The sequence below is a fragment of the Streptomyces sp. NBC_01197 genome, from assembly GCF_036010505.1.
In the GTDB taxonomy this organism is placed as follows: Bacteria; Actinomycetota; Actinomycetes; order Streptomycetales; family Streptomycetaceae; genus Streptomyces.
On the sequence record NZ_CP108569.1, the window covers coordinates 1,248,065 to 1,272,428 of the forward strand.

Here is a 24,364-nt window from a genome sequence, read left to right on the forward strand (position 1 = left end):
GGCACCGCGACTGCCCGCGTAAGGAGACCGGTGTCTACCGGCCGCTCAGGGCTGCGGTGTCGAACAGCTGGTTGGCGGGGCGCGGCAGGCCGTAGTGCTCACGCAGCGTGCGCCCCGTGTACTCGGTGCGGAAGAGCCCGCGCTCCTGGAGGATCGGCACGACCCGGTCCACGAAGGTCTCGAGCCCGGAGGGCAGCACCGCGGGCATGATGTTGAACCCGTCGGCCGCTCCGCTCTCGTACCAGTGCTCGAGGGTGTCGGCCACCTGCTCCGCCGTACCCGCGAAGGTACGGTGACCTCGGCCGCCCCCCAACCGTCCGATGAGCTGGCGCACGGTCAGCCGCTCGCGCCGGGCAAGCTCCACGACGAGGGTGTACCGGCTCTTCGCCCCCTCGATCTCGTCCTCGGTGGGAATGTCATCGGGCAGCTCCTCGTCGAGCGCCAGGTCGTCCGGGGCGATCCTCAGCCGCTCGGCCAGCTGTCGCTTCGCGTACTCGGGCACGATCAACCGGTCGAGTTCGGCGTCCAGTTCACGGGCTTCGGCCTCGGTGCCGCCGATGACGGGGACGATCCCCGGCAGGATCCTGATGCCGGCGGGGTCACGGCCCGCGGCCTGCGCGCGCCGCTTGACGTCCTGGTAGAAGGCGATGCCCTCCTCCAGTGTCTGCTGGGCGGTGAACACCGCCTCCGCGTAGCGGGCGGCGAAGTCCTTGCCGTCCTCGCTGGAGCCCGCCTGCACCAGCAGCGGATAACCCTGCGGCGGGCGCTGGACGTTCAGCGGCCCGTCGACGCGGAAGTACGGGCCGCTGTGGTCGATCCGGCGTACCCGGTCCGCCAGCGCGTGCACCCCGCGCTCCTTGTCGGCGACCACGGCGTCGTCGGCCCAGCTGTCCCACAGCTTGGTGGACACCTCGACGAACTCGGCGGCGCGGCGGTACCGGTCGCGGTGGAGCGGGGTGTCGTCGAGGCCGAAGTTGCGGGCCGCGTCGGCGCCCGCGGTGGTGACGATGTTCCAGCCGGCCCGGCCGCCGGAGACATGGTCGAGCGAGGCGAACCTGCGGGCCAGGTTGTACGGCTCGTTGTAGCTGGTGGAAGCGGTGGCGATGAGCCCGATGTGCTCGGTGGCGCCAGCCAGCGCGGTGAGCAGGACGGTGGGCTCCAGCTTGGCCGAAGGCCGCCTGCCCGGGTCGCCCATCAGGACGGGGCTGTCGGCGAGGAACACCGAGTCGAGTCTGCCGCGTTCGGCGATCCTGGCGAGGTTCTTGTAGTGCTCGATGTCGGAGTTGGCGCGCGCCGGGCTCTCGGCGAGCCGCCAGGACGCCTCGTGATGGCCGGTGGACATCAGGAACGCGTTGAGGTGCAGCGGGGCGCGGCCGGGGGTGGCGCCGGGGGTACGTGGCATGACGGTGTCGTCTCCTCAAGGGGTATGCGGGGGGTAGGCCGGGGGCGCGTACGAGCTGCGGCTATGCCTGGAGCTGGGGCTCTGTCACGCCGAGGGCGGCGAGCAGGGTGTCCCGGTGCTCCTGGAACCGGGGATCGCGCCGGGTCCTGGGTGCGGCGAGGCCGATCCTCAGATCGAGGGAGATCCGGCCGCCCTCCAGGACCAGCACCCGGTCGGCGAGTTCGACCGCCTCGTCGACATCGTGGGTCACGAGCAGCACGGCGGGCCGGTGGCGTTCGTACAGCTCGCGCAGCAGCCCGTGCATCCTGAGCCGGGTGAGTGCGTCCAGGGCGCCGAACGGCTCGTCGGCCAGCAGCAGGCCGGGATCGCGGACCAGGGCGCGGGCGAGTGCGGCCCGCTGCTGCTCACCGCCGGACAGTTCGTGCGGCCAGGACCGTTCACGGCCCGCCAGGCCGACCTCGTCGAGCGCGGTCAGCCCGCGGTCCCGGGCCCCGGGACCGCGCATCCCGAGCACCACGTTGTCCAGGAGGCGCAGCCAGGGCAGCAGCCGGGAGTCCTGGAACGAGAGCGACACCCGCTCGGGGACGCTGAGTCCGCCCGAGCCGTCGACCCCGTGGTCGAGGCCGGCCACTGCCCGCAGCAGGGTGGACTTGCCCGAGCCGCTGCGGCCGAGCAGAGCGGTGAACTCGCCCCGGGCCAGCGTCAGATCGAGCTCGTGCAGGATGGTCCGGTCGCCGAAGCGGCGCACCAGCTTCGTCATCCGTACGGCCGCCGGCCGCGTACCGGTCAGCCCGCCAGGGTGCGTCGCCACGACAGGGCCCTCCTTCCCGTCGTCTGGACCAGGGCGTCCGATACGAAGCCGAAGATCCCGTAGACCACCAGGCCGACGATGATGACGTCGGACTGCGCGTACTGCTGGGCCTGGAACATCATGTAGCCGATTCCGCTGGTGGCGTTGATCTGCTCGACCACGATCAGGCCGAGCCAGGAGGCGGTCACGCCGAGCCGCAGCCCGACGAAGAAGCCGGGCAGCGAGCCGGGGCCGACCACCGTGCGGATGAACTGGATGCGGCTGAGCCCGAGCGATTGAGCCAGCTCGACATACCGGCTGTCGATGCCGGTCAGCGCGGCGTACGTGTTGACGTACACGGTCACCGCCACGCCGAGGGCGATGACGGTGACCTTCATCTCCTCACCGATGCCCAGCCAGAGGATCAGCAGCGGCAGCATCGCCAGCGAGGGAATGGCCCGCTTGATCTGGAGGGGGCCGTCGAGCAGGTACTCCCCGGTACGGCTCAGCCCGGCCGCCACCGCGAGGGCCGTCCCGGCCGCCGCCCCGAAGAGGAGACCGAGCCCGGCGCGCTGGAGCGAGATCAGGACGTTCGCCTGGAGCCGGCCGTCGGCGGCCAGATCGCCCGCGGTGGAGAGCACGGTCCCGGGCCCCGAGAGGATCCTCGGGTCGAGATAGCCGAGAGCGGACGAGGCCCACCAGAGGAGGACCACCAGCGCCGGGCCGATCAGCCGGCCGAAGGGCACGGCCCGCCCGGGCCCCAGCCGTTTGCGGGCGGCGCGGCCGGCAGGTCGTTGCGCCAACTCCGCGTGCGGGGACTCGGGGTGCTCGGACTCGGGGTGCTCGGACTCGGAGGGCACGGACTCGCCGTGCTCGGGCTCGGCGTGCTCGGACTCGGCCTGCGCCGGTTCCCGGAAGCGGGCGTTCGGCAGTACTTCGGTCATGATCCCTCCCGGTAGGCGGCGGGTACGGCTTCGGCGGCCAGTCGCTCGAAACGGCGGTCGAACAGCTTGGTGACGTCCTGCCGGGGTACGAAGCCGCCCGAGGCCAGCAGGTCCGCGGTCTCCTGCTCCCAGGCGATCGCCCGGTTCCAGCTCGTGGTGAAGACCGGCCTGGCCAGGGACGCGACGATGCGCCTGCCGTCCGCCACCGTGACGCCCTGGTCCTTGACGTAGTACCGGTCGATCCACCGGTCGGGGTGCTCCCAGGCCCAGACCTGGCCACGGGCCCAGAGCGGGATGAAGTCGCGGACAGCGGTGGCCCTGGCCGGGTCGTCCAGCACCTCGTCCGGCGCCCAGAGAACGGTGAGCAGGTCGACCACATCGGTGTGCACGCCCCGGGCGCCGTCCTTGCCGTACTGCCTGAGGTACTTGGTGAGCGTGGGCTCCGCGAGCGGGGCCACGTCCACCTGCCTGGACTGGAGTGCGGTCAGGAACTGGGTGCTGGGCAGGGCCACGAGGGTGACGTCGCTGTTGCGCAGACCGGCCTTCTTCAACGCCCGCAGGACGACCACACCCTGGGCCTGGCCCTGCGAGAAGCCGATCTTCTTGCCCCGGAAGTCTCCGGTTTCCGTGATCGGTGAGCCGGGCGCTGTGGCGAAGACGTACGACGGGTGGTTGCGCTCCTGGACCGCCACGATCCGCGCGCCGACCCCGATCGCGGCGGCCTGGACCGGGGGAATTCCCGCATTGACCGCGAGGTCGATGGAGTGGGCGCGGAATCCCTGGATGATGTCGGGGCCCGCAGTCAGATTGGGCCAGTCGGAGACGGTGAACCGCAGGTCCTTTTTCAGTCCGGACGGGACGAGCTGGAGTTGTGTGGTCCGTACGGCGACGGAGAGTTTCGTTCCTGGTGGCGGGGCGCCGGACGGGAGTTTTCCGAGCGGTTTCCCGCTGGCGGCCGTCGTGGCCTGTGGGGCGCAGCCGGCGAGGCCGAGCGCCGTGCCGCCCATGAGGGCGAGAAAGGATCTGCGGCCGGGGGGAGACGAGGGCGGAAAAGCTGGCACGGTGATTCCTGATCAGTGGGCGGTTGCGGACGGCGGAATGGACAACAGAATCAGAGAGGCAGGTAGTTGCCGTCGTGGAACACCAGCGGGCCCCGGCTCTCGTCGAGCCAGGAGTCCTCGACCCGCGCCACCACGATCCGGTGGTCCCCGGCCGGCACGATCTGCTCGACGCCGAGCCGCAGCCAGCCCGCCACCCCGCCGAGCACCGGCTCGCCGCCCGGCAGCCTCCGCCACTCGGTCGGCGCGGCGAACCTGTCGATGCCGCTCTTCGCGAACGTCCTGGCCAGCGACTCCTGTTCGGAGCTGAGGAAGTTGACGACGGCGGTCGTGGCGCGCTCGATGTGCGGCCAGCTCGAGGCGGTCACCGCGATACCGAAGGACACCAGCGGCGGGTCGAGGGAGAGCGAGGTGAGTGAGGTCGCGGTGAACCCGACCGGCCCCCGGCCGGAGTCGGCGGTCACGGCGACCACCCCGGCGGGATAACGGCGGAACACCTGCCGGAACCGCTCGGGAGCGATTCCCGGAGTAACTCCGGGAGTAATTCCGGGATTGGGGTACGTGGACGGTACGGGGGACGGAGTGGCGGTGACGGTCATGATCTCCCCAGGAGGAATCGGCCCTCAGGCATGACGGATCAGCACGGCATACCTGGAGCAGGAAAGAAGAATGAGGAAGGAAAGCGAGAAACCCGCAATCGGGGATTGCGTACGCTCCTCAACGGAGCGGACGAGATGCTCAGCAGCTATCGGGAGACCCGAGCGGAGCGACAACAGAAAAGGCGGGCGAAGACGCCGGCCGACGCGACCGCGCGGCAGTCGCACACCCCGAGGGGCGCGTACTGGGGAATCCGCTGCGGTCCGGTCATGAATCCATCCTCGCGTCTTGTTTCCCGCCGGGTCAACAATGCAACCTTCTGAATTAATTCGGTGCACCGCCGGAGCGTCAGCAGGCCGCCGTCACCGCGGGCCAGGGGCCGAGCGGGTCCGCGTACAGGGCGCCGAGCGCCACCGCGCCGCCCGCGGTGGCCAGCACCGACTCGGTGAAACTGCCGGGCACCACGGTCTGTTGGGGGTGGTCGCAGACCAGGGAACGCTCGCCGGCCTCCGCCCGGAGCACGGCCAGGCACTCCGGCAGCCGGGCGACTCCCGGCTCGACGACCACCAGGATCTCGGGGTCGAAGGTGTCCAGCAGCAGGGCCGCCGCCCGGCCGACATACCGGGCCCGGCGCCTGAAGAGTTCCCGTGCACGGGGTTCACCGGCCAGGGCGAGATCGAGCAGCTCCCTGAACGTCCTTGTGCGCAGCCCCTGTTCGGCGGCCCGGCTCAGCATCGCGGGCTCCGAGGCCATGGAGTGGAGACAGCCCGGCCTGCCACACACGCAGAGCACCGCGGCGCCGGTCCCGTGGTCCGGGCCGACCGGCAGATGCGCCACACTCCCCGCCCCGGCGCGCGGCCCCAGATGGACGGTTCCGGCGGAGGTGAAGGCCGCGTCGATGACGGCACCGACGAAGAGGAGTACCGCGCTGGTACGAGTGGTCACCTCACCGAACATCTGCTCCGCGCGCGCCAACGCCCGTGCGTGGCTGTCGACATGGACCGGCAGCCCGGTGGCCGTGGCGAGGTACTCGCGTACCGGCACATCGCGCCAGCCGAGCTGGGGATGGTCCACGATCGTCCCGGCCGCGGGGTCGACGCGGTTCCCGGTGGCGACACCGAGCCCGAGTACGGTGCGGCCGCCCGCGTGCGCGGCCACCAGCAGGGGCAGCCGCGCGGCCAGTGCGCGAAGCACCAGCCGGGGGTCGGTGTCCCGGTGCGGCTCCCGCTCCTCGGCCACGACCCGGCCCCGCAGATCCATCAGGGAGAGCGTCGAGTGCGCCACGGCGATGTGCGCACCCGCCACCAGGCACTGGCCGGTGTCGATCTCGACCGGGATGTGGGGCCGCCCCAGACCGCGTGGCCCGGCGGTCTCCGCGGCCTCCCGGATCAGGCCGCGTGCCAGCAGCTGTCTGGAGTGGCCGGTGACCGATGCGGGCGACAGCCCGGTGAGACGGGCGACGGTGGAGCGGGCGACCGGACCGTGGTCGAGGATCGCGGCGAGAACGGCGCCGGTGGCGGCGCCGGCCGCACGGCGCTGCGGTCCGGCGGCCGGTATGTCGGAGCGGCGGACGGGGGCGGGACGGCGGACAGGGACGGGGCGGCGGGCGGGCGCGGGCGGACGGTCCACGGATGGCATCCCGTTGCTCGGTGGGGTGGCACTGCGGTACGGGCTCCTCTGCGGAGCCACACGGCAGACCCCGCCGAGGATGGGCGGAGCTCTGCTTCTTCCGGGAAGGGCGCCGCGCAGCCCGGGAAAACCGGGGCGGGGAGATGAAGTCAGCGGGCGGCGCGTACAGCCAGGCGGTCAGGCCCGGTGACACGCCGCGGAGCACACACGCTTCAGGTCGACATGACCACGAGTCGTCAGGTGTGCGGAAGGCTGCATGGCGCGCAACGTATCCGGCATGGCTGAACCCGGTCAAACCACCGACCACATCATGGACAGCCGCCGAGCGAATGGGGCACCACACGCGTGCCACGGCAGATATCCTTTACGAGTAAAACACCTGCTAATCTTTTGGTATGCCCAAGCACGCCAAGAGAGGACCGGAGGGCGCACGTCCCCCGCGGATTCGCCCGCTCCCCGTCAGGACCACCTTCAAGCTGAGGCGCCCGGCCGACATCTGGCACAAGCCCGCACTCAGCGCGGCGGTGGCCATTGCCGTACCCGACGCGGTGCTCCTCGCGCTGGGCCGGATGGACCTCGTCCTCTACACGTCGGCCGGGGCGATGTGCGCCCTTTACGCGCACGGCCTGCCGTACGCCGCACGCGCCCGCACGCTGGTGTGGGTGGTGCTCGGTATGGTCGCGAGTCTCGCCGCCGCGCTGCTGTGCGCATCGCTGGTCACCTCGCCCGCGCTGCTGGTGCTGCTCGCTTCGCTGCTGGCCGCCGTCCACAAAATGGCCTGCGACGCGACCCGGATCGGCCCGCCCGGCAATCTGATCTTCACCTTCATCGCCGCATCCGCCTTCTTCGTCCCCCAGCATCTGGGGCAGCTCCCCCTTCATCTGGCCCTCGCGCTCGGCGGCGGGGCGGTGGCCTGGGCCGCCGGGATGGCTCCGGCGCTGCTCCGGCCGCGCGGGCCGGAGCGGATCGCGGTCGCCCGGGCCCTGGAGGCGGCTGCCGCGCTGTGGCGCGCGGAAGAGCGCGGCGCGCTCCCCGGCCGGCGCGCCACAGCCGCGGCCGTCAACGCCGCCTGGCACACACTCTTCCTCGTCCGCTCAGGAGACGAGGAGCGGGCCGCACTGGAGCGGCTACTCGTCCACGCGGAGTCCGCACTGGCCGCGCCGGCGTCCCTGTCCCGGGCCCGATCCGCCGGCCCGCCTCCTGACCGGGACCCGGAACCCACGACGGACCCCATGTCAGCCCTTACGCCTGGTCCGGTGCCGGATCCGGGCAGGGAGGCGCAGCGGTGCGCCGACCTGGCGCGCGTCCTGCGGCGCGGCCGGTCGTTGCCCACGGTCGGGCTCACCACCGCCGAGCACCGGGCTCTCGCCCTCCGGCTGAGGCTCCCGCCGCCCGACCGCGCCCACGGGATCCGGCCGGTGCTGGCGCGGCTGCGTCCCGGGTCGCCGCTGCTGCCCATCGGAGCGCGGGTAGCCGTCGGGTGCGCGCTCGCCGGCTGGGCCTCGCTCGCCGTCGGGGTGGGGCATCCGTACTGGGCCGTGGTCACCGCGGCCTCGCTCTTCCAGGCCAACATCACGCTCTCCTGGCAGCGGGCGGTCCAGCGTCTCATCGGCAACGTGCTCGGTCTGGCCCTCTACTTCGCGCTTCTTCCGCTGATCCACACCGGCCGATTCACCATGGTGCTGCTGGCCCTGGCCTTCCAGATCGGCGCGGAGGCCTTCATGACCCGCAACTACTGGCTGGGGTCGGTGTGCGTCACCCCGATGGCACTGCTGCTGACCGAGTTCGGTACCGCCATGCCCGCCCACACCCTGATCACGGACCGTGCCCTGGACACCTTGACGGGCGCGGTGCTCGGGCTGCTCTGCTGCCTGCTGGTCACCAACCGCCGGGCCACCGACCGTATCGATGCGGCCCTGGTGCGTGTCACGACGGCCGAGGCCGCCGCCCGGCGCCTGGTCGAGCTGCGGGCCGCCCCCGACCACACCACGGGGTGGGCCCGGGACCGCCTGGCCCTCGCGCTGGTGGAACTGCGCGAGGCCGTCGATGTCGCGGCCGGCGAGTGGTGGCAACGCGCCCTGCCCACCGGCCCTGTCACCTCCGCCGAGCAGGACGGCCATCACACGCTGGCGCTGCTGGTACGCCGCACCGCGCCGCCGGTACCGGCCGCTTAGGGAGACAGCTCCACAAGGGGCAGAATCGACCCGGACCGAGAGCGAGGAGGGTGTACATGGCCGAGGACATCGTCGCGGGGGTGATCCGGCAATGGGAGCAGGTGCTGCCCGGGCTCGACACCGGCCCGATGGCGGTGATCGGACGGCTCAACCGCTGCTCCGCACTGCTGCAGCAGGCCGCCGACGCACCGCTCCGCCGGGAGGGACTCTCCCGGCCGGAGTTCGACGTACTCGGCACTCTGCGCCGGGTGGACCGTGAGCTCACGCCGGGCCGGATCGCCCGCGAGACCTTCGCGTCGGGGGCCGCGGTGACCAAGCGCGTACGGCAGCTGGAGGAGCGCGGGCTCGTCGCCCGGCGGCCGGACGACCGCGACCGCCGCGTCTCGCACCTCTCCCTCACGGAGGAGGGCCGCACACTCCTGGACCGGCTGCTCCCGGTCCAGCTGCGGTACGAGGCGGCCCTGCTGGACGGAATCGACGCCCGGGGCCGCGACGAGCTGTCCGATTCGCTGAGCGAACTGCTGGTACTGCTCGAAGGCCGGCTGGGCAGCCTCGTGGAGTGACACCGGGTCCGGTCCGCGCACCCCGGCCGCGGGTTCAGCGAGGGCGGTGTGCCCCGGCCGCGTGTCCGGGGACCGCCGCCCCGGCACGGAGCGTCCGATCGATCGTGAATGGTCCGGCGCTTTCCGGGCAATAGCGGCTGGACAGGCAGCCGACTTGTAAGGAACGTACGCCAGTGAGCTATCTCTCCACCCCGGGTTCGCCGATATACGACCAGCTGGTCCAGGAGCAGGGCGATGTTCTCGCCGAGGCGCGCAAGCTCGCCGAGGAAGCCCTCCAGCAGGCGGACCCCGCCCAGTACTGGCACGGCGCGTCGGCCCGGCGCGCGCCGGGGAAAGTCCCGCAGACCTGAGCCGTACACCGGCCCGCATCTTCGCGGCGGTCCGACTCGCCACCGTTCGGATCCTTTTCGATCGTGATCGCCCGGTGACGCAAAGTCTGAATCGGTTTGGTCACGACAGGCAACCCCGCCGCCCTCACCACCGTTCTTCATGGGTAGCGATTTCCGGAGGGAGATCGCCGTTCGCAAACAGACACGGAGTGAATGACGATGGTGCACCTTTCGGTTGTCGTACCGTGCTACAACGAAGCGGAGGTGATCGGCGCCTTCCACACCGCGCTGGTCGCCGCGCTCGAACCGACCGGGGAGACGTTCGAGATCTGCTACGTCGACGACGGCAGCGCAGACCGGACCCTGAGTGAACTCCGCGGGCTCGCAGCCGACGACTCACGAGTGCGCTACACCTCCTTCAGCCGCAACTTCGGCAAGGAGTCGGCGATGCTCGCCGGCCTGCGGATGGCGGCGGGCGACGCGGCCGTCCTGATGGACGCCGACCTCCAGCATCCGCCCACGCTCCTGCCGCGCATGCTCGACCTGCACCGGCACGGTTACGACCAGGTCGTCGCCCAGCGCGACCGTACGGGCGAGGGCAAGCTGCGGTCCGCGCTCAGCCGGGCGTACTACCGGCTCGTCCGGCGCTGCATGGATGTCGAGGTCATCGACGGAGCGGGCGATTTCAGGCTGCTGTCCCGCCGCGCGGTGGACAGTGTGCTGTCGCTCCCCGAGAGCAACCGCTTCTCCAAGGGGATCTTCTCCTGGATCGGTTTCGACACCGTCAGCTTCACCTACCAGAACGTGGAGCGGGCGGCCGGGGAGTCGAAGTGGGGCGGGCGCCACCTGCTCAACTACGGCATCGACGGTCTGCTCTCGTTCAACAGCAAGCCGCTCCGGCTCGCCATCCACACGGGCCTCTGCCTCTTCCTCTCGGCGCTCGTCTACGCGGTGTACATCATCGGGAACGTCCTGCTCGACGGGGTCGACACCCCCGGATACACGACGCTGATCACCGCGATCGTCGCGCTCAGCGGGATCCAGCTCGCCACCCTCGGGGTCATCGGCGAGTACGTCGGGCGGATCTACCACGAGTCGAAGCGCAGGCCGCACTACGTGGTCAGCGAGACCGACGACCGTGCCAAGGACTTCGTGTCGCGCTCCCCGCTGGAGGCCGCGGGGCAGGTGCGGCCGACCTCATGAGCTCCGACGGAACGCGCACACCCGCCACACCTCCCCCGCCCCCGGCCGAGCCCCCGCCGCCCGCGAAGAAGGGCCGTTCGCTCAGGCAGTTCGCCACGTTCGCGGCGATCGGGGTCGCCAATACCGGTGTCTATTACGCGGTGTTCGCCACGCTGAACCACTGGATGCCGTATCTGGCGGCCCATGTGCTGGGCTGGGCCGTGGGCATCACGGTGTCGTTCCTGCTCAACTCGTACATCACCTGCCGCACCCGCCCCACCTGGCGCGCCTTCGCGCGCTACCCGGTCTCCGGCCTGGTCAATGTCGTGGGCAGCGGAATCCTGCTCTACCTGGCGGTGAGCATGCTCGGGATGAACGAGGACATCGCGGCGGTCGCGGCCGGTGTCCTCGTCACTCCCGTCTCGTTCCTGCTGGCCCGCTGGGCCATCGACTCGGGCGCGGCCTCCGCGCCCGACGAGGACCGGGTCAGGGCAGCCGCTTCGCGTGGGTGACCCGGTCGACGTGGTAGTAGTCGGCGACGCAGCTGGCCGGCCAGCCGTGCGGCTTCATGCTGAAGGGCTCCAGCATCTTGCCCACATGGAGCGGCTTGTACGGCAGCACCTTCGCCCCGGCCGCCGACTCCTTCCGCATCCACTGGTCCTGGCGGTCCCACTTCTCGGCCCTGACGTGCATCTGGTGCCCGAGGGTGTGCAGCGGCACGGCCAGTGAGACGCAGACCCCGGCGCAGACGACGCCCGCCGCGGCCGTCACGGCCAGCGCCCCTCGCGGGCGCAGCCGGATCGCGCGGCCCAGCAGAGCGCCGATGCCGAGGAGCAGCAGGACGTACAGCAGCAGATAGTCGTTCCAGGTCCGCTCGGTGGTCAGGACGTGCTTCCCGAACACCGGGTACGTGATGACGGTGCACAGGAAACCGGAGACCAGCAGGGCCAGCGCCCCGACGCCCGCGAGGAGGAACGGGCGGCACGGCAGCAGGGACCCGGACCTCTCCCGGCGCGCCACCAGACCGAGCACCAGGCCGGCCGCGACCGCGCCCAGGTACTGCCAGGTCGACACGACCGTCCAGATGATGTGGACGTACAGGTGCAGGGAGGTCGTCAGCGAGTCGGGGGACACCATCGAAGTCCCGGCGCCGAACTTCTGGCGGCGCTCACGCGAGCCGGGTGACGTCACCAGCAGCACCACACCGATGACGACACCGGCCATCGTGGCGAGCGCCCAGCGCCGGGCGTAGCGCCGCGCGTCGGCGGTGAAGACCTGTCCGGCGAAGAGCACGACGGCCGAGAGGACCACCAGGAGCACGACCGAGGTCTCCTCGGACAGCGTCCCGAGGAAGGTGCCCGCGAACACGGCGATGACGAGGGCGGCGATCCTGGCCCGGGGGCCGCGGGCCAGCAGCGCCGGGATGACCGCGGCGAAGGCGAGCACGGGCGCCAGGGTGTGCGAGACGGAGGCCGCGGGCCAGAAGAACGTCTTGTACGTGTTCGTGGTGGCGAGGAGGAAGACCACGGCCGTGACGGAGGCCACGAGCAGCGGTACGCCGCGCGGCACGGTGAGCCGGCCGGCCCGGAAGGCCAGGGCGATCACCGCCCAGAGCAGCCCCACCATCAGTACACCGCTGACCAGTCCGTACCACTGGTGGCCGGGGACTCCCGGCTCGGCGTAGAGGCCGACGAGCCAGCCGTTGGCGATCCGGCCGTTGTCGTGGAAGTAGAACTTTCCGGTGAGCCCGGAGATTCCGTGGTCACGTACGAACGGCAGGAAGCACCACTCGTCGGCGCTGGGGCGCACATACTGCCCGTACCAGGCCGCCACGGCGAGCAGGCCGAGCGGTACCAGGGAGAGGACGAGCGCCCAGGATCTGGCCAGTTCCCGGAGCGGTCCGCCGCGCCCGGGGCCTCTCGACGTCAGGTCTCCGTCGCCCGGTTGCCTGGGGGCGGTGACGCTCGATGCGTCGACGGCCATGTTCACCACTGCCTCTCGGGGTTGTTGCCGGTCGGCCCGCAAGACGTATTTCGACGCCTCCGCGTTCCATCCCGTACCCCCTCAGGCCACCTAATTGCCCCGATCGGGTGAAGCCGGGCAGTGCGTGTCCCCCGGGTCACGCACTGCCCGGGGCGTGTCAGGCGACGGAGCCTATCCGGCCGGCCGGGCCCGTCGCGCTGTCGTGGTGGATGGGTGTGTGTGCGCCGGTGAGCGGGGCCCCGGTGCCGCCGCGCCGGTGGGCGACGATCTCCGCGCCGATCGACAGGGCGGTCTCCTCGGGGGTCCTGGCGCCGAGGTCCAGGCCGATGGGCGAGCGGAGGCGGGCCAGTTCCAGCTCGGTGACGCCGACGTCGCGGAGCCGGGTGTTCCGGTCGAGGTGGGTACGGCGTGAGCCCATCGCGCCCACATAGGCGACCGGCAGGGTGAGGGCCAGTTTCAGCAGCGGCACGTCGAACTTCGCGTCGTGTGTGAGGACGCAGAGTGCGGTCCTGCTGTCGACCTCGGTGGACTGCAGATAGCGGTGCGGCCAGTCGACGACGATCTCGTCGGCGTCGGGGAAGCGGGTGGCGGTCGCGAAGACCGGGCGGGCGTCGCAGACGGTGACCCGGTAACCAAGCAGTTTTCCGACGGTGACCAGGGCCGACGCGAAATCGATCGCGCCGAAGACGATCATCCGGGGCGGCGGCACGCTCGACTCGACCAGCAGCGTCAGCGGGCGGCCGCAGCGCGAGCCGTCCTCACCGATCGTGATGGTCTCGGTGCGGCCCGCGTCCAGCATGGCCAGCGCTTCGGAGACGGCGGTGCGGTCCAGCTCCCGGTGGCCGCCCAGCGTCCCTTCGTACGATCCGTCGGTGTGGACCAGCACGGCGCGGCCAAGCAGCTCGTCCGGGCCGTCGGTGATCCGGGCCACGGCCGCCGACGTGCCATCGGCGGCGGCGGCGAGCGCGGCCACGTATGTCTCCCGCGAGGGTGCGTCGGCCCGGAGCGGGGTGATCAGTATGTCGATGACGCCGCCGCAGGTCAGGCCTACGGCGAAGGCATCCTCGTCGCTGTAGCCGAAGCGTTCGACAACGCTGCGGCCGGTTTCCAGGGCTTCCTGGCAGAGCTCGTAGACCGCCCCCTCCACACAGCCGCCGGAGACCGACCCGATCGCAGTGCCCTCGGTGTCCACCGCGAGTGCGGCTCCCGGGCGGCGCGGCGCGCTTCCGCCGACCGCCACCACGGTGGCGACGGCGAATTCGCGTCCCTGCTCGACCCACCGGTTCAGTTCTTCGGCGATGTCCAGCATGTCGGTCTCCTCACGGATATGCGAAAGGGGGCGGGCGGCTACTTGACGCCCAGCCAGCTCTCAATGGGATGGAGTGCGAAGTACGCCAGGAACACTGCGGTGAGTACCCACATCAGCCAGCCGATCTCCCGGAACTTGCCCTGGACGGCCTTGATGAGGACGTGGGAGATGACACCGGCCGCGATACCCACGGTGATGGAGTAGGCGAACGGCATCAGAACGGTGGTCAGGAACACCGGGATGGAGGTGGCCTGGTCGTTCCAGTCGATGTGCTTGGCGTTGGTCAGCATCATCGAGCCGATGACGACCAGCGCGGCGGACGCGACCTGGGTGGGGATGAGCTGGGCGAGCGGGGTGAAGACCAGGCAGAGCGCGAAGCCGACGCCGGTGACGACACTGGCGAGGCCGGTGCGCGCGCCGTCGCCGACGCCCGCGGTGGACTCGACGAAGACCGTCTGGCCCGACGCCCCGGCGAGACCGCCGACGATGCCGCCGGCGCCGTCGATGGTCAGGGCCTTGTTGAGGCCCGGCATCTTCCCGTCCCTGTCGACGAGGTTGGCCTGCTGGCCGACACCGATGATCGTGCCGATCGCGTCGAAGAATCCGGCGAGCACCAGGGTGAAGACGATGACGCCGACGGTGATGCCGCCGACATGGCCGATTCCGCTGAACGAGACACTGCCGAAGAGGCCGAAGTCCGGCGCGCTGACGGGCGAGCCGTGGAGCGCGGGGGCGTTGAGTCCCCAGTCCTTCTGGCTGAGCCCGGCGACCTGGTGGACGATCGCGGCGAAGATCGTGCCGCCGACGATGCCGATCAGGATCGCGCCGGGCACCTTGCGGACCTGGAGTGCGAAGATCAGCAGGAGCGTGACGGCGAAGCAGAGCACCGGCCAGCCGGTCAGCATGTCACTGGTACCCAGCTGGAGCGGCTTGGCTCCCGAGACGCCGCCGGGGCCCTTCATGCCGGTGACGAAGCCTGCCTGAACCAGGCCGATGAGGCAGACGAAGAGGCCGATTCCCATGGTGATGGCGTGCTTCAGCGCCAGTGGGATGGCGTTCATGATGAGTTCGCGCAGGCCGGTGACCACCAGCAGCACGATGATGGCGCCGTAGATGACGCACATCGCGAACGCGTTGCCCCAGGTCATCTCCGGGGCGACCTGGTACGCCATGACCGCCGAGACACCGAGCCCCGCCGCCAGGGCCAGCGGCACATTGCCGATGAAGCCCATCACGAGGGTGGTGACGGCCGCGGCGAGGGCGGTGGCGGTGGTGATCTGGCCGCCGTTGAGATGGTGGCCCGTGACATCGGCGCCGGACAGGATCACCGGGTTCAGGAGGATGATGTACGCCATCGCCATGAAGGTGGTGATGCCGCCGCGCACCTCCGTCGCTACCGTCGACCCTCTCTTTGTTATGTGAAAGTACCGGTCCAGCCAGGACCTGCCAGCCGGCTGGCGCGTGCCCGCGCCGGCGTCTTCCGGCACGGTCTCTGGCTCAATGGACTGCTGGGTCATGGTGCCTACTCCCAAGGTTCAAAGGGGCACCCGCCTGGAGATTGGAGACGCGGGATTTGGGATGCTGCGCTGGCTGCACGACCCGGGGGACGGCCCGAGACGAAACGGGGTACTGCACTTGTACGTGTGGGGGCAAGGACCGCGAGCGGGGCGGTACTGGTGACTCCGGGCGGCGCACGCTGGGAAGTGTGACGTTCCTAGGAGGCATACGCCGCCCGGAGAGCTTGGGGCCGGTCAGGTGGCCGTGATGTGCTCCGGCCTGATCGGTGTCCGGTTCAGTTCGAGTCCGGTCGCGTTGCGGATCGCCGAGAGGACGGCCGGTGTGGAGGACAGTGTCGGCGCCTCGCCGATACCGCGCAGACCGTACGGGGCGTGCTCGTCGGCCAGTTCGAGTACGTCGACCGGGATCGTCGGCGTGTCGAGGATCGTCGGGATCAGGTAGTCCGTGAAGGAGGGGTTGCGCACCTTCGCGGTCTTCGGGTCGACGATGATCTCCTCCATCACCGCGACGCCCAGGCCCTGGGTGGTTCCGCCCTGGATCTGGCCAACGACGGAGAGCGGGTTGAGCGCCTTGCCGACGTCCTGGGCCACCGCGAGTTCGATGACCTTGACCAGGCCGAGCTCGGTGTCCACCTCGACGACCGCGCGGTGCGCGGCGAACGAGTACTGGACGTGGCCGTCGCCCTGGCCGGTCACCAGGTCGAAGGCGACCGTGGGGCGGTGGCGCCACTCCAGTTCCAGGTCCACCGCCTCGTCCTCCAGCACGTCGACCAGGTCCGCCAGGACCTCGCCGCCGTCGGTGACGACCTTGCCGCCCTCCAGGAGGAGTTCGGCCGTCGCCCAGGCCGGGTGGTACGTGCCGAGCTTGGCCCGGCCGATCTCCAGGACCTTCTCGCGGACGGCCTCCGCGGTGTTCTTCACCGCGCCGCCGGTCATGTACGTCTGCCGGGAGGCGGACGTCGAGCCGGCCGAGCCGACCTGGGTGTCGGCCGGGTGGATGGTCACCTGGTTGACGCCGAGTTCGGTGCGGACGATCTGTGCGTGGACCGTGACGCCGCCCTGGCCGACCTCGGCCATCGCGGTGTGCACGGTCGCGACGGGCTCGCCGTTGATGACCTCCATCCGCACCCGGGCGGTGGAGTAGTCGTCGAAGCCCTCGGAGAAGCCGACGTTCTTGAGGCCGACCGCGTAGCCGACACCGCGTACGACACCCTCGCCGTGCGTGGTGTTGGAGAGGCCGCCGGGCAGGGCGCGGACGTCCGCGTCCTCACCGGCCGAGAGCCACTGCTGCTCGGGCGGCAGCGGACGCGATTTGACCAGGCGCAGCAGCTCGGCGACGGGCGCCGGCGAGTCACAGACCTGTCCTGTCGGCAGCTTCGTGCCCTGCGTCATGGCGTTGAGCTGGCGGAACTCCACCGGATCCATGTCCAGCTTCGCCGCGAGCTTGTCCATCTGCGCCTCGTACGCGAAGCACGCCTGGACCGCGCCGAAGCCGCGCATGGCGCCGCAGGGCGGGTTGTTGGTGTAGAGCGCGAGGGCCTCGATGTCGACGTCCTCGATGACGTACGGGCCCACGGCGAGCGAGGAGGCGTTGCCGACGACGGCCGGGGAAGCGGACGCGTAGGCGCCGCCGTCCAGCACGATCCGGCACTTCATGTGGGTGAGCTTGCCGTCCTTGGTGGCCCCGTGCTCGTAGTGGAGCTTCGCCGGGTGGCGGTGGACGTGGCCGAAGAAGGACTCGAACCGGTTGTAGACGATCTTGACCGGCTTGCCGGTGCGGAGCGCCAGCAGACAGGCGTGGATCTGCATCGACAGGTCCTCGCGGCCGCCGAACGCGCCGCCGACGCCGGAGAGCGTCATCCGGACCTTGTCCTCGGGCAGACCGAGGACCGGCGCGATCTGCCGGAGGTCGGAGTGCAGCCACTGGGTGGCGACGTACAGGTCGACACCGCCGTCCTCCGAGGGCACCGCGAGACCGGACTCCGGGCCGAGGAACGCCTGGTCCTGCATACCGAAGACGTAGTCGCCCGTGACGATGACGGCGGCGCGCTTCGCGGCCTCGTCGGCGTCACCGCGGATGATCGGCTGGCGGTGGACGATGTTCGGGTGCGGGACATGGCCGATGTGGTGGTCGTCGCGGCCCTCGTGGACGAGCAGCGCGTCCGGCGCGATCGCCGACGCCTCGTCGGTGATGACGGGCAGCTCGACGTAATCGATCTTGATCTTGGCCGCGGCCCGGCGGGCCGTCTCCGGGTGGTCGGCGGCTACGAGCGCCACCGGCTCACCGTGGTGGCGGACCTTTCCGTGGGCGAGAACCGGGGTGTCCTGGATCTCCAGGCCGTAGTTCTTCATCTCGGTGGGCAGGTCGTCGTAGGTGAGCACGGAGTAGACGCCGGACGTCGCGAGCGCCTCGGAGATGTCGATCGACCTGATCTCGGCGTGCGCGGTGGTGGAGCGGAGGGTGAAGCCCCAGAGCATGTCCTCGTGCCACATGTCGGACGAGTACGCGAACTCGCCGGTGACCTTGAGGGTGCCGTCGGGGCGGAGCGTGGACTCGCCGATGCCGCCCTTGGTCTTCGAGCCCTGCTTGATGTTGGTGGGTGAACCAGTGACGCCCATGATCAGACCGTCTCTTCCTGGCGAGCGGCCGCGAGACGGACCGCGTCGAGGATCTTCTCGTAACCGGTGCAGCGGCAGAGGTTGCCGGAGAGCGCCTCACGGATGTCCGCGTCGGACGGCGAGTCGTTCTGCTCGAGCAGCTCGTCGGCGGCGACCAGCAGACCCGGGGTGCAGAAACCGCACTGCACGGCGCCGGCGTCGATGAACGCCTGCTGGATCGGGGAGAGGTCACCGGCCTCGCCGGTACGGCCGTCGGTCGGCTTGGACTGCCAGCGCTTGGCGGCGTCCAGGCTGGTGCCGCAGTCGGACGAGGCGCAGCCGGTGCCGGGGTGGGCGCCGTCGCGGTGCTTGGAGTAGTCCGCCAGGCCCTCGACCGTGACGACCTCGCGGCCCTCGGCCTGCCCGGCGGCGACCAGACAGGAGCAGACCGGGACGCCGTCGAGGCGCACCGTGCAGGAGCCGCATTCGCCCTGCTCACAGGCGTTCTTGGAACCGGGCAGGCCCATGCGCTCGCGGAGCACGTAGAGCAGGCTCTCGCCCTCCCAGACGTCGTCGGCCTCCTGCGGACGGCCGTTGACCGTGAAGTTCACGCGCATTATGCGACTCCCTCTGTGCTGCGGCCGTTGCCGCGGTACGACTCCCAGGTCCAGCCGAGCGTGCGGCGGGCCATGATGCCGACGGCGTGACGGCGGTAGCTGGCCGTGCCGCGGACATCGTCGATCGGGTTCGCCGCGCCGGAGACCAGCTCGGCGAACTGCTTGGCGATCGACGGGGTGATGATCTTTCCGCTCTCCCAGAAGCCGCCCTCTTCGAGCGCCGCGTTCAGGAAGTCCTCGGCGGCCTTCGCCCGGATCGGGGTCGGGGCGGCCGAGCCGATGCCGGTGCGGACCGTGCGGGTCTCGGGGTGCAGCGCGATTCCGAAGGCGCACACCGCGATGACCATCGCGTTGCGGGTGCCGACCTTGGAATACTGCTGCGGGCCGTCGGCCTTCTTGATGTGGACCGACTTGATGAGCTCGTCGGGTGCGAGCGCGTTGCGCTTCACCCCGGTGTAGAAGTCGTCGATGGGGATCAGCCGGGACCCGCGCACCGACTCGGCCTCGACCTGGCAGTCCGCGGAGAGCAGCGCCGGGTGGGCGTCACCGGCGGGCGACGCGGTGCCGAGGTTGCCGCCGACACCGCCGCGGTTGCGGATCTGCGGGGAGGCCACGGTGTGCGAAGCGAGCGCGAGACCGGGCAGCTCCGTGCGCAGGTGCTGCATGATCTTGGCGTACGGGACGGACGCGCCCAGCTGGACGGTCTCCTCGCCGACATGCCACTCGCTGAGGAGGCCGATGCGGTTCAGATCCAGGAGGTACTGGGGCCGGCGGTGGTCGAAGTTGATCTCCACCATGATGTCGGTGCCACCGGCGATCGGCACAGCCGTGGGGTGCTCGGCCTTGGCGGCGAGCGCCTCCTCCCAGCTGGCGGGGCGAAGGAAGTCCATGTAGCGGCTCTCTTCTTCTCATTCAGGGTTGTTCGCTGGGGCCCGGGACGGCCGGCCCTCGACTGGATGTTCATCTGCTGTTAACGCTTGACGGCACAAGTACACAAGCCGGGCCGCGCGGGGTGCAGTCACCGAAACCATGAAGGAGTTGGCTGGTGTGCTTGGTCGTCTTGTATGTTCGAACGAAAGACGGGGTTCAGTTACCTCTTGGCTTTCCTCTGGAAACGACAGGCTCCGCCGACCGGCTGCACCGGGACGGCGGACGATACGGATCGGCGGCGACGAGATGCGGCTGCGCGCACTGCTGGACACGGACGCGCTGGGCCTGCGGCTGCTCGGCGGTGAGGACGAGCTGGACCGCACGGTCCGCGGCGTGATGACCACGGATCTGCGCGATCCGAGCCGGTACCTCACCGGGGGTGAGCTGGTCCTGACGGGGCTCGCCTGGCGGCGCTCGGCCGAGGACTCCGAGCCGTTCGTACGGATCCTCGCGAGCGCCGGGGTCGTGGGGCTCGCGGCGGGCGAGGCGGAGCTGGGGGACGTCCCCGACGACCTGGTCGAGGCCTGTGTGCGTCACCGGCTGCCGATCTTCGCGGTGGAGGAGTCGGTCGCCTTCGCCGTCATCACCGAGTACGTGGTGCGGCAGGTCTCGGGCGAGCGGGCCGGGGACCTCGCCGCCGTCGTGGACCGGCACCGCAGGCTGATGACGTCCGGCCCGGCGGGCGGCGGCCCCGACGTGGTGCTCGACCTGCTGACCACCGACCTGGACCTGCACGCGTGGGTGCTCTCCCCCACCGGCCGGCAGATCGCCGGGGCGGGCGACCCGCTGCCGGAAGGGACCGGCGCCGTACTGGCGGCCGAGCACCTGGCCGCGACCCGGACCGGGCGCCGGGGGCCGCACCGGGTCACGGTGCACTCCACCTCGTACTCGCTGTTCCCGGTGCGGGGCGGCGGGCGCGGCGCGGCCGCCGGCCTCCGCGACGTCCGCGAGACCGTGCTCTCCGACTGGCTGCTCGCCGTGGAGGCGGACGCGGGCGACTGGCCGGCCGCCCGGCTGGATCTGCTCCAGGGTGTGACCCAGCTGATCGCCGTCGAGCGCGACCGGCGCGACGCGGCCCGTACCGTACGGCGCAGACTCGCGCAGGAGGTTCTCGAACTGGTCCAGACGGGGGCGCCGCCCGCCGAGATCGCCGCCAGGCTGCGGGTGGCCGCGCCGGTGCTGATGCCGGGGATCGGGACGGCTCCGCGCTGGCAGGTGGTCGTCGCCCGGGTCGACTGGGACCAGCAGGAAGGACCGGTGATCGACGCGGGCCCGGTGGCCCAGTCGCTGCTTGAGGAGATCCTGGTCGAGCAGGCGCTGCCGGGCGGCTCCGGCCCTGGTTCGTCCGACCGGATCGCGGTGGCCCACACGGGTGACGAGGCCATCGCGCTCGTGCCCCTTCCGCCGCTCGCACCGGACGCCGGAGACGACGGCGCGGACCAGGGCTCGGGCACCGGGCTGCACGCGGACGAGCTGCTCACCTCCGTACGCGAACCGCTCACGGCCGGGCTCGCCGACGACGGGCGGCTGACGCTCGGGGTCTCCGCCTCCGTGCACTCGGCCGAGGGGTTGCGCGGCGCCCTGGAAGAGGCCAGGCACGCCCGGCGGGTGGCCGCGGCCCGGCCGGGCCGGGTCTGCGCGGCGGGCCACCATGAACTCGCCTCGCACGTACTGCTGCTGCCGTTCGTGCCCGACGACGTACGGCGGGCGTTCACCGCCCGGCTGCTCGACCCGCTGCGGGACTACGACAGGCGGCACCGGGCGGAGCTGATCCCGACCCTGGAGGCCTTCCTGGACTGCGACGGTTCATGGACCCGCTGCGCGACCCGGCTGCATCTGCACGTCAACACGCTGCGCTACCGCGTCGGCCGGATCGAGCAGTTGACGGGGCGTGACCTCTCGCGCCTGGAGGACAAGCTCGATTTCTTCCTGGCCCTGCGGATGAGCTGACGCGCGGCGCCCCGCGGGGGCCCGCATGGAGCCGCACATTGTGAATTGATTCACCCGACCCCCTTGGCCCGGCGTGCCAATCCGTGCTGAGATGCGCCCAGACTCAACAGCTCAATGGTGCGCTCGGGGAGGGCAATGTGGCCTATACCGCCATGTCTGGTTACGGAACGACAGCTGATGACGATCCTCCACTCCAGACCGCGGTATGGCGGCTGCGCTCACGCGGCTGCTGGGCGGACGCGGCCGCCCTGCTGGAACCGCACGCGAAGCACGACGCCGACGCGGCCCTGCACCGGGCCGCGCTGCTGATCGAGCGTTGTCTCTACACGGAGCAGGGCTGGACGGACGCGGAGGACGCCCTGCGGACGGCCGAGGCGCTCGCCCGCAGCGACGAGGCACGCGGTGCCGCGGCCTGTGAACGCGGCCAGCTCGGTTACGCGTCAACGCTGTTGGGCGTACGGGACCGGGCCGACGAGGCACGGGCCGCGATGGGCCGGGCGGCCGCTCTGATCGCGCCGGGCTCGCCGGGCCGGCCGCTCCTGGACTTCCGCCGCGGGCTGATCGCCCAGAACCTCGCCGACTCGGCCCAGTCGGCGCGCGCCGCCTACCGCCGGGCCCACGCGGGCGCCACAGCACACGGCCAGACGCTGCTGCTCTCCTTCACCTGGCGCCATCTGGCTTCGCTGGCCCTGCGGGAGGGCGAACTCGCCGAGGCCAGGCACGGCTTCGCCGAGTCCCTGCGGATACGGGAGGAGCTGGGCTACCTGGTGGGTACCGCCCCGGCACTCGCCGCGCTCGCCGACGCGGAGCCGGAACCGGAGGCGACCCGACTGCGGGCCGAGGCGGCCCGGCTGTTCCGGCTGCTCGACGGCGTACCGACCTGGCTGGCCGCGCAGCTCACACCACCTGCAGCGGCGGTGTGAGCGCAGCTGGGATGCGGGCGGGTCGGCCCGCCGGTTCAGCGGGTACTCCGGTTCAGCCGGGCGCCCCGGTGAAGTGCTCCCGTACAAGTGACTGGACGACCGCGAGGTCGCGGGCGATCAGGGCGTCCAGCAGGGCGGTGTGCTCCGACGCGTCGGCGAGGAGATCGGCGCGCCGGGTGACGGGTGCGCTCACCAGCGGCCACTGGGCCTTGCGGTGCAGCTCGTCGGCCACGGCGACCAGTTGCTGGTTCCCCGAGAGCCCGAGGACGGCACCGTGGAAGGCGCGGTCGGACTCGGCGTAGCGGGCGCGGTCGCCGACAGCGGCGGCGGAGACCGTGGCCTCGGCGAGCGGCCGCAGCCCGGCCCAGTGGTCCGCCGGGACGGCATGCGCGAGTCGAAGCATCACCGGGACCTCGATCAGGGCCCGCACCTCGGCCAGCTCGGCGAGTTCCCGGGCGCTCCGCTCGGCGACCCGGAAGCCCCGGTTCGGCACGACCTCGACGGCGCCCTCGACGGCGAGTTGCTGCATGGCTTCCCGTACCGGGGTGGCGGAGACACCGAAGCGCTCGCCGAGCGCCGGACCGGAGTAGACCTCGCCGGGGACCAGCTCGCCGTCCACCAGGGCGGTGCGCAGCGCGTCCAGGATCTGGCCGCGCACCGAGTGGCGCCGCACCTGCTTCGCTCCGGGGGACGCGGCTGCGTACGGCCCGGCGGGCACCGGCCGTACGGCGGCCGCGGCCGGCTCACAGCGGATGTGTTCACCGCGGGCCGGTCCGGCGGCTTCCCGCCGCTCGGGGCTGCGCGCGGGATCGGGGATCCGGGCCGGGCCGGACGGGTGCGCGGGCGCATACGGCTGTACCGCATCGCGTGCTCTGCCCTGTTCCACCTGGTCCTCCTCCGGCGTCCTGTTCAGCACGATAGGCGGACGGGGCCTCAGTTCAAACATGGACCAGATCGGATAAGGTAAGGCTTACCTGCCAACGATCGCGATTCGGTGGTCCCTGCATGACCGTCTCCACCTTGCTGCGCTCCCCCGTCGCCGCTTCCTACGAGCGACTGGCCGGGGTGTTCCCCGGCCTGTCCGTCACCGAGCCCCCGGACGGACGTCTGCCGTCCGGCGGGGGCTGGGTGACCGCCACCGGCCTCGCGGCGGGCGGCAGGGCGCTCGACACGTTCCTCGCCTGGGACAGCGCGCAGGTGGAGCGCGACTACGGGCAGCGGGCCCGGCCGGACGTCATCGCCGGCTTCGGCTTCCACCGGTACGCCTGGCCCGCCTGTCTGCTGATCACGGTCCCGTGGTTCCTGCACCGCAGGGTGCCGAGGCTCCCGGTCGGCGCCGTCTCCTTCCAGCGCACGCTGGGCCGGATGGCCGTACGGACCGGCGCGTTCGCCTGTCTGCCGGACGACCCGGCCGCCGGGGCGCCCGGCGCATACGTGGTCGCGGACGAGGACGCGCTGCGCGCCGAGGTGCGGGCGGCCGTCACCGAGCATCTGGAACCAGTGCTCGACGGCTTCGGCCCGCGGATGCGCCGCGGCCGGCGGGCGCTGTGGGGGATGGCGACCGACGAGATCGTCGAGGGGCTCTGGTACGTCGCCCATCTGCTCGGCGAGGAGCCGCGCGGGGTGGCGGAGCTTGAGCTGCTGCTGCCGGGCGCGACCGCCCCGTACGTCGGCACGGCGGGCTTCCGGGAGCTGACCGGTCCGCAGGGCCGGCCGCTGCCGACCCGCGACCGCGCGAGCTGCTGCCTCTTCTACACCGTGCGCCCCGGGGACACCTGCGTTACCTGCCCGCGCACCTGCGACGCCGACCGAGTGGCCAGGCTCAGCGCCGACACCCCTCCTTCGGCTGACTGAATTCGAACCCAACAC

Annotated in this window: 21 protein-coding genes; 8 read left to right on the plus strand and 13 right to left on the minus strand. The window is 71.3% G+C overall.

Annotation, left to right across the window (positions count from 1 at the left end):
* Nucleotides 1-34: 34 nt before the first annotated feature.
* The 6 genes from OG452_RS05680 to OG452_RS05705 all read right to left on the minus strand — a co-directional run bounded on the left by OG452_RS05680 (nucleotide 35) and on the right by OG452_RS05705 (nucleotide 6,429).
* On the minus strand, nucleotides 35-1,402 hold the full coding sequence (locus tag OG452_RS05680) for an LLM class flavin-dependent oxidoreductase (protein WP_327294518.1): 1,368 nt from the start codon (nucleotides 1,400-1,402) through the stop codon (nucleotides 35-37).
* Between the two features lie 61 nt (nucleotides 1,403-1,463).
* Nucleotides 1,464-2,213, minus strand: coding sequence for an ABC transporter ATP-binding protein (locus OG452_RS05685; protein WP_327294519.1), 750 nt, complete (start codon nucleotides 2,211-2,213; stop codon nucleotides 1,464-1,466).
* Nucleotides 2,189-3,136 carry an ABC transporter permease gene (locus tag OG452_RS05690; protein WP_327294520.1) on the minus strand — a complete coding sequence of 316 codons (948 nt, stop codon included), beginning with the start codon at nucleotides 3,134-3,136 and terminating at the stop codon, nucleotides 2,189-2,191. The genes OG452_RS05685 and OG452_RS05690 overlap by 25 nt, the downstream gene beginning before the upstream one ends.
* Entirely contained in the window at nucleotides 3,133-4,143 is a 1,011-nt protein-coding gene (locus OG452_RS05695; protein ID WP_327299519.1) for an ABC transporter substrate-binding protein, read from the minus strand. The genes OG452_RS05690 and OG452_RS05695 overlap by 4 nt, the downstream gene beginning before the upstream one ends.
* A 104-nt stretch (nucleotides 4,144-4,247) precedes the next feature.
* The gene (locus OG452_RS05700) at nucleotides 4,248-4,793 is read right to left on the minus strand and encodes a flavin reductase family protein (RefSeq protein ID WP_327294521.1); all 546 of its coding nucleotides are present in this window, start codon (nucleotides 4,791-4,793) and stop codon (nucleotides 4,248-4,250) included.
* 346 nt (nucleotides 4,794-5,139) lie between these two features.
* Nucleotides 5,140-6,429 carry an ROK family protein gene (locus OG452_RS05705; protein ID WP_327294522.1) on the minus strand — a complete coding sequence of 430 codons (1,290 nt, stop codon included), beginning with the start codon at nucleotides 6,427-6,429 and terminating at the stop codon, nucleotides 5,140-5,142.
* Nucleotides 6,430-6,815: 386 nt separating this feature from the next.
* Between OG452_RS05705 and OG452_RS05710 the strand changes: the two genes are divergently transcribed.
* The 5 genes from OG452_RS05710 (at nucleotide 6,816) to OG452_RS05730 (ending at nucleotide 11,180) form a co-directional block, all read left to right on the plus strand.
* The gene (locus OG452_RS05710) at nucleotides 6,816-8,594 is read left to right on the plus strand and encodes an FUSC family protein (RefSeq protein ID WP_327294523.1); all 1,779 of its coding nucleotides are present in this window, start codon (nucleotides 6,816-6,818) and stop codon (nucleotides 8,592-8,594) included.
* 56 nt (nucleotides 8,595-8,650) lie between these two features.
* Nucleotides 8,651-9,157, plus strand: coding sequence for a MarR family winged helix-turn-helix transcriptional regulator (locus tag OG452_RS05715; protein WP_327294524.1), 507 nt, complete (start codon nucleotides 8,651-8,653; stop codon nucleotides 9,155-9,157).
* Between the two features lie 173 nt (nucleotides 9,158-9,330).
* Entirely contained in the window at nucleotides 9,331-9,507 is a 177-nt protein-coding gene (locus OG452_RS05720; RefSeq protein ID WP_327294525.1) for a hypothetical protein, read from the plus strand.
* A gap of 198 nt (nucleotides 9,508-9,705) precedes the next feature.
* Entirely contained in the window at nucleotides 9,706-10,689 is a 984-nt protein-coding gene (locus tag OG452_RS05725; RefSeq protein WP_327299520.1) for a glycosyltransferase family 2 protein, read from the plus strand.
* Complete coding sequence (locus OG452_RS05730) at nucleotides 10,686-11,180, plus strand: GtrA family protein (protein WP_327294526.1); 495 nt, start codon at nucleotides 10,686-10,688, stop codon at nucleotides 11,178-11,180. The genes OG452_RS05725 and OG452_RS05730 overlap by 4 nt, the downstream gene beginning before the upstream one ends.
* Here OG452_RS05730 and OG452_RS05735 read toward each other — a convergent pair.
* The 6 genes from OG452_RS05735 to OG452_RS05760 all read right to left on the minus strand — a co-directional run bounded on the left by OG452_RS05735 (nucleotide 11,155) and on the right by OG452_RS05760 (nucleotide 19,582).
* A complete protein-coding gene (locus OG452_RS05735; RefSeq protein ID WP_327294527.1) occupies nucleotides 11,155-12,651 on the minus strand; it encodes a DUF6056 family protein in 1,497 nt (498 codons plus the stop codon). The genes OG452_RS05730 and OG452_RS05735 overlap by 26 nt on opposite strands.
* A gap of 157 nt (nucleotides 12,652-12,808) precedes the next feature.
* Nucleotides 12,809-13,960: an XdhC/CoxI family protein gene (locus OG452_RS05740; RefSeq protein ID WP_327294528.1), complete on the minus strand. Its 1,152-nt coding sequence runs from the start codon at nucleotides 13,958-13,960 to the stop codon at nucleotides 12,809-12,811.
* 38 nt (nucleotides 13,961-13,998) lie between these two features.
* The gene (locus tag OG452_RS05745; RefSeq protein ID WP_327294529.1) at nucleotides 13,999-15,477 is read right to left on the minus strand and encodes an NCS2 family permease; all 1,479 of its coding nucleotides are present in this window, start codon (nucleotides 15,475-15,477) and stop codon (nucleotides 13,999-14,001) included.
* A 234-nt stretch (nucleotides 15,478-15,711) separates the two neighbouring features.
* On the minus strand, nucleotides 15,712-18,096 hold the full coding sequence (locus tag OG452_RS05750) for a xanthine dehydrogenase family protein molybdopterin-binding subunit (protein WP_327294530.1): 2,385 nt from the start codon (nucleotides 18,094-18,096) through the stop codon (nucleotides 15,712-15,714).
* A gap of 2 nt (nucleotides 18,097-18,098) precedes the next feature.
* Complete coding sequence (locus tag OG452_RS05755) at nucleotides 18,099-18,692, minus strand: (2Fe-2S)-binding protein (protein WP_327294531.1); 594 nt, start codon at nucleotides 18,690-18,692, stop codon at nucleotides 18,099-18,101.
* Nucleotides 18,692-19,582: an FAD binding domain-containing protein gene (locus OG452_RS05760; protein WP_327294532.1), complete on the minus strand. Its 891-nt coding sequence runs from the start codon at nucleotides 19,580-19,582 to the stop codon at nucleotides 18,692-18,694. The genes OG452_RS05755 and OG452_RS05760 overlap by 1 nt, the downstream gene beginning before the upstream one ends.
* 286 nt (nucleotides 19,583-19,868) lie before the next feature.
* On the opposite strand from OG452_RS05760, the gene OG452_RS05765 reads away from it, so the two are divergent.
* Nucleotides 19,869-21,572: a PucR family transcriptional regulator gene (locus OG452_RS05765; protein ID WP_327294533.1), complete on the plus strand. Its 1,704-nt coding sequence runs from the start codon at nucleotides 19,869-19,871 to the stop codon at nucleotides 21,570-21,572.
* A 152-nt stretch (nucleotides 21,573-21,724) separates the two neighbouring features.
* Complete coding sequence (locus OG452_RS05770) at nucleotides 21,725-22,495, plus strand: hypothetical protein (RefSeq protein ID WP_327294535.1); 771 nt, start codon at nucleotides 21,725-21,727, stop codon at nucleotides 22,493-22,495.
* Nucleotides 22,496-22,547: 52 nt separating this feature from the next.
* On the opposite strand, the gene OG452_RS05775 is transcribed toward OG452_RS05770, so the two are convergent.
* Nucleotides 22,548-23,381, minus strand: a complete 834-nt coding sequence (locus OG452_RS05775) for a GntR family transcriptional regulator (protein WP_327294536.1) — start codon at nucleotides 23,379-23,381, stop codon at nucleotides 22,548-22,550.
* 119 nt (nucleotides 23,382-23,500) lie between these two features.
* On the opposite strand from OG452_RS05775, the gene OG452_RS05780 reads away from it, so the two are divergent.
* A complete protein-coding gene (locus OG452_RS05780) occupies nucleotides 23,501-24,349 on the plus strand; it encodes a (2Fe-2S)-binding protein (RefSeq protein ID WP_327294537.1) in 849 nt (282 codons plus the stop codon).
* Nucleotides 24,350-24,364 lie beyond the last annotated feature (15 nt).

Bases quoted from the DNA above. Each gene is read 5' to 3' on its own strand.
- OG452_RS05680 (WP_327294518.1), bottom strand. From the start codon at position 1,402: ATGCCACGTACCCCCGGCGCCACCCCCGGCCGCGCCCCGCTGCACCTC.
- OG452_RS05755 (WP_327294531.1), bottom strand. From the start codon at position 18,692: ATGCGCGTGAACTTCACGGTCAACGGCCGTCCGCAGGAGGCCGACGAC.
- OG452_RS05780 (WP_327294537.1), top strand. From the start codon at position 23,501: ATGACCGTCTCCACCTTGCTGCGCTCCCCCGTCGCCGCTTCCTACGAG.
- OG452_RS05690 (WP_327294520.1), bottom strand. From the start codon at position 3,136: ATGACCGAAGTACTGCCGAACGCCCGCTTCCGGGAACCGGCGCAGGCC.
- OG452_RS05705 (WP_327294522.1), bottom strand. From the start codon at position 6,429: ATGCCATCCGTGGACCGTCCGCCCGCGCCCGCCCGCCGCCCCGTCCCT.
- OG452_RS05730 (WP_327294526.1), top strand. From the start codon at position 10,686: ATGAGCTCCGACGGAACGCGCACACCCGCCACACCTCCCCCGCCCCCG.
- OG452_RS05770 (WP_327294535.1), top strand. From the start codon at position 21,725: ATGTCTGGTTACGGAACGACAGCTGATGACGATCCTCCACTCCAGACC.
- OG452_RS05695 (WP_327299519.1), bottom strand. From the start codon at position 4,143: ATGGGCGGCACGGCGCTCGGCCTCGCCGGCTGCGCCCCACAGGCCACG.
- OG452_RS05725 (WP_327299520.1), top strand. From the start codon at position 9,706: ATGGTGCACCTTTCGGTTGTCGTACCGTGCTACAACGAAGCGGAGGTG.
- OG452_RS05700 (WP_327294521.1), bottom strand. From the start codon at position 4,793: ATGACCGTCACCGCCACTCCGTCCCCCGTACCGTCCACGTACCCCAAT.
- OG452_RS05765 (WP_327294533.1), top strand. From the start codon at position 19,869: ATGCGGCTGCGCGCACTGCTGGACACGGACGCGCTGGGCCTGCGGCTG.
- OG452_RS05740 (WP_327294528.1), bottom strand. From the start codon at position 13,960: ATGCTGGACATCGCCGAAGAACTGAACCGGTGGGTCGAGCAGGGACGC.
- OG452_RS05760 (WP_327294532.1), bottom strand. From the start codon at position 19,582: ATGGACTTCCTTCGCCCCGCCAGCTGGGAGGAGGCGCTCGCCGCCAAG.
- OG452_RS05715 (WP_327294524.1), top strand. From the start codon at position 8,651: ATGGCCGAGGACATCGTCGCGGGGGTGATCCGGCAATGGGAGCAGGTG.
- OG452_RS05745 (WP_327294529.1), bottom strand. From the start codon at position 15,477: ATGACCCAGCAGTCCATTGAGCCAGAGACCGTGCCGGAAGACGCCGGC.
- OG452_RS05710 (WP_327294523.1), top strand. From the start codon at position 6,816: ATGCCCAAGCACGCCAAGAGAGGACCGGAGGGCGCACGTCCCCCGCGG.
- OG452_RS05735 (WP_327294527.1), bottom strand. From the start codon at position 12,651: ATGGCCGTCGACGCATCGAGCGTCACCGCCCCCAGGCAACCGGGCGAC.
- OG452_RS05750 (WP_327294530.1), bottom strand. From the start codon at position 18,096: ATGGGCGTCACTGGTTCACCCACCAACATCAAGCAGGGCTCGAAGACC.